The organism is uncultured Subdoligranulum sp. (assembly GCF_937890665.1).
In genome coordinates this window covers 1-4,190 of sequence record NZ_CALADU010000315.1, presented here as the reverse complement: position 1 = coordinate 4,190, position 4,190 = coordinate 1, and the positions used below count along the sequence as shown (strand labels likewise).

Here is a 4,190-nt window from a genome sequence, read left to right as displayed (position 1 = left end):
TCCAATACACAACTGTTTCGAGGACTGGAAGAAGCAGAGATTACATCTCTTTTGGATTGCCTGAATGCCACAACGCGTAGCTTTCAAAAAGGAGAGGTGATCCTTTCAGAAGGAAATACCACGGAAAATATTGGGATCGTGCTTTCTGGTTTGGCGGTGATCTCTTGCAACGATATATGGGGCAATACCAGTATTTTGGGGCATGTTGCGCCTGGTTCCGTATTCGCTGAGGTGTATGCCTGCATTCCGGGGGAGCCGATGTTGGTTACAGTGTCCGCTGTGGAGGATACCTCCGTACTGTTTATGAATGTGGGTCGCATCCTGGCTACTTGCACCAATGCCTGTCCATTTCATACAAAACTTGTCCGAAATCTGTTGACCGTCTGCGCTCACAGAAGCCTTCAGCTTTCCCAAAGAATCCAGCATACCAGTTCCAAATCCATTCGGGGGCGGCTGATGTCCTATTTTTCGGAATGCTCCAAACATGCCGGAAGTAATTCTTTTCTGATTCCGTATAACCGCCAGCAGTTAGCGGATTACTTAAATGTTGATCGCAGTACCATGTGCAATGAGCTTTCTAAAATGCAAAGAGATGGTATAATTGAGTATGATAAAAATCGTATTTCACTTAAAGTTTAAGATAATTGCATTGCTGTTCCATTTCTGAAACGATTATATTTCAAGTTGACAAAAGAGCCCCTGACTGCTTTGTTCCAGTCAGGGGGGCATCTTCAAAATTGTTCGGTATGAGTTATTTGCAGATTTATGTATTTTACAGTATCTGTCCCATATCTTCCGATGGTGCGGTGATAAGAGCGATGTTGTAGTGCTCCACTAGATAGTTGAGTATGTTGGGGGAAACAAATCCGGGAAGGCTGGGACCCAGTCGGATATTCTTTACACCCAAATACAGCAGTGTCAGAAGGATGCACACAGCTTTTTGTTCATACCAGGACAGTATTATCGAAAGAGGGAGATCGTTTACCCCACATTCAAATGCATCCGCAAGAGCCAGGGCGATTTTAATGGCACTGAATGCATCGTTGCACTGCCCAATGTCCATAAGCCGGGGCAGTTCGCCAATAGTGCCAATATTCAGGTCGTTGAAGCGGTATTTTCCGCAGGCCAAGGTCAGCACTATCGTGTCTTTCGGTGTATTTTTCACAAACTCAGTATAATAGTTGCGCCCCGGACGTGCGCCATCACAGCCGCCCACCAAGAAGAAATGCTTGATAGTTCCGGCTTTTACTGCGTCTATTAATTTGTCGGCTACACTCAGTACCGTTTTGTGACCAAATCCGGTCATAACTGTGCTGCCACCATTGATACCGGTGAATGACTGCTCTTCGGAATAACCGCCCAGTTCCAATGCCTTTTCAATTACTTGAGTAAAATCCTTGCTATCTCCGATGTGTACTATTTCGGGGTAAGATACCACGTCTGTAGTGAAAACTCGATCTGCATAGCTTACCTTGGGCGGCATCAGGCAGTTGGTGGTGAATAGAATAGGTGCAGGAATATCCATGAATTCGTTCTGCTGATTGTGCCATGCTGTTCCGAAGTTGCCTTTGAGATGCGGATATTTCTTGAGTTCTGGGTAGGCATGGGCCGGAAGCATCTCGCCATGGGTATAGATATTAATTCCTTTTCCTTCTGTCTGCTCCAGCAGAAGTTTCAGATCTAGCAGATCATGGCCGGTTATCACAATAAAAGGCCCCTTATCCACTTTAAGAGGCACTTCAGTGGGGACAGGATGGCCGAATGTTTCTGTATTTGCTTTGTCTAGCAGTTCCATACAGGTAAGGTTGTACTGACCAACTTCCATAACAATGGGAAGAAGCTGTTCCATATCCCAGTCTTCACCAATCACAAAAAGCGCCTTAGCGATAAAACGGTTTAACGCCTCATCCGTATAACCAAGTATCATGGCATGATATGTGTATGCGGCCACACCGCGAATACCAAACAGAATCAACGACTTCAAACTGCGGATATCTTCGTCTGCATTCCACAACAATGCCATATCATAATCGTTATTTCTGCCGCAGGGGGAACCGCAACTGGAACACATGGGAACCAGAGTTTCCTTCTCAGTGTGAACACGCTGAATCAATTCGCGGATGGTTTCCTCATTAAAGTTTACATTCGTAATTGTGGTGAACAAACCTTCAATCATAACTTTCCATGTTGATGCTGTGGCTAACGTATCGCCATCAGTGGCTCGTGCCAAACCAATTAGTGCACCAGTCAACTCATCTTGTAAATTAGCTATATTGGCTGTCTTTCCGCAAACGCCTACATTGCCAGTACAGCCAGCTGTTTGCTCACATTGAAAACAAAACATTTTATTCATAATTATTTCCTTTCCGGATTCTTATAGCTTGAATTGTATTCTGATCTACCAAATTTCTAAAATATGTTGCAAAGAGAGTGTAACAGTAGTAATACCAATCCAACAGCAGAAACCCAGTACCAATGGCTTGGAACCTGTTTTTACGAGTTTTACGATATTTGTGTTTAGTCCCACAGCGCTCATCGCAAGGATAATGAAAAACTTGCTCAAAGATTTCAGCGGTGAGAAGAACTCGACCGGAACACCAAGAGAAGAAGTTATCGTTGTGATGACAGACGCAATAACAAAATATAGAATGAACATCGGGAAAACAGAGGATAGTTTTACTTGATTGCCTGTAGATTTGGACTTGTGAGCACGTACAAAGGCCAATACAAGTGTGATAGGGATGATTGCCAATGTACGGGTCAGTTTTACTGTTACTGCTTTATCCAATGTAGCTGAGCCAAGTCCATATAAGGAGTCCCAAGTAGAAGCGGCTGCTGTGACCGAAGATGTATCATTGACAGCGGTACCCGCAAAAATTCCAAATGCCTCTCCGCTTGTTGTGGAAAACCCTAGAAATGTACCCAGTGTAGGAAAAAGCAATGCAGCGAGCATATTGAAGAAAAAGATCACTGAAATAGATTGAGCTACTTCTTCGTCATTTGCGTCAATAACTGGTGCAGTAGCAGCAATTGCAGAGCCGCCGCAAATGGATGATCCTATACCCACTAAAGTTGATATTTTGCCAGGAATCCTCAGTGCCTTGTGTAGTACAAATGCAATAATCAAAGATGTACTGATTGTTCCCAAGATGATAGGAAGAGATTGTTTTCCTGTTTCCAATATGACAGATAAATTCATTCCAAACCCCAAAAGAACCACAGCATATTGCAGAATTTTTTTTGATGTGAAGGTAATGCCGTCCTGCAAACGGGATTTATCTTTTAAGAACAATGTAATCAGCATTCCTGCTAGAATACCAAAAACAGGTCCGCCAACAATGGGAAACAAATTCCCTAAAAACCAACAAGGAATAGATATTGCCAAGCACAGGCCAAATCCTTTCCATATACTTTTAATCTGTGTCAAAAACGCACCTCCTTTGTCAGTGCTGACATGATACAGCCAACACTGGCAAAATGTTTTTGTAAAATTAGCCGTTTAGAAAAGTCATAATAAATGCTTTCTATGCCAAAAATCATAACTTTGTGTGCTGCGGAGTTCTTTTTGCTTTTCCAGTTATTTGTTCCGGACAAATAACATACGTACCGGTCTTGTCCCATGCCGCTTGAATGTACTGCATCCCTTTTTCCAAAAATTCTTTGCTGTATTTTTCAAGCAATGCAACTAAGCTGACCTGTTTGTCCTTTGACGGCATCATTTGACCGGTCAGAATGACGCTCTCATACAAAGTGCCAAACTTTTCAGGTTGCACTGTGGTATCACCAACGACTACAAAACAAACTTCTGAGCAGTAAGAAATATTCTCCAGCTTCTTTCCCACATTCGCAGCACAATGCAGATGAATCAGCCCATCCTTCCAGGCATAGCTGAGGGGAACTGCATATGGTTTTCCATCCTGTCCAACCGTGGACAGAATTCCATATTCTCCTTTTTGGAGAATCGTTTCAATTTCCTCGCCTACAATTTCTCTGTCTTTCCGGCGCATATCAGTACTTCACACCCTTCCAGTACATTGGCGTCATAACTTCTGCAATCTCTGGCAGAGTGACATCCCGCAAGGCCCACCGTTTGAACTCCTCAAAACCAGTACGGTCTACAATGTAGCCAATATGTTCTTTTCCGCCGGGAGCATTGGGGTCGATGTACTCCTTCACATAGTCGTAGGTGT

The 4,190-nt window shown here is 43.5% G+C and carries 4 protein-coding genes and 1 pseudogene; 1 reads left to right on the top strand and 4 read right to left on the bottom strand.

Features of this window, described 5'->3' with window-relative positions:
* A partial coding sequence (locus Q0526_RS18065; RefSeq protein WP_298736744.1) for a Crp/Fnr family transcriptional regulator occupies positions 1-639 on the top strand: 639 nt, incomplete at its 5' end.
* Positions 640-772: 133 nt separating this feature from the next.
* Here Q0526_RS18065 and hcp read toward each other — a convergent pair.
* The 4 genes and pseudogenes from hcp to Q0526_RS18045 form a co-directional block, all read right to left on the bottom strand.
* Entirely contained in the window at positions 773-2,353 is a 1,581-nt protein-coding gene (gene hcp, locus Q0526_RS18060) for a hydroxylamine reductase (protein ID WP_331677572.1), read from the bottom strand.
* Between the two features lie 45 nt (positions 2,354-2,398).
* Positions 2,399-3,427, bottom strand: a complete 1,029-nt coding sequence (locus tag Q0526_RS18055; RefSeq protein WP_298736742.1) for a YeiH family protein — start codon at positions 3,425-3,427, stop codon at positions 2,399-2,401.
* Positions 3,428-3,536: 109 nt separating this feature from the next.
* Entirely contained in the window at positions 3,537-4,007 is a 471-nt protein-coding gene (locus Q0526_RS18050; protein ID WP_298736739.1) for a pyridoxamine 5'-phosphate oxidase family protein, read from the bottom strand.
* 1 nt (position 4,008) lies between these two features.
* Positions 4,009-4,190: pseudogene (locus Q0526_RS18045) on the bottom strand (sulfite reductase subunit C); the annotation flags it as partial.

Bases quoted from the DNA above. Each gene is read 5' to 3' on its own strand.
- hcp (WP_331677572.1), bottom strand. From the start codon at position 2,353: ATGAATAAAATGTTTTGTTTTCAATGTGAGCAAACAGCTGGCTGTACT.
- Q0526_RS18050 (WP_298736739.1), bottom strand. From the start codon at position 4,007: ATGCGCCGGAAAGACAGAGAAATTGTAGGCGAGGAAATTGAAACGATT.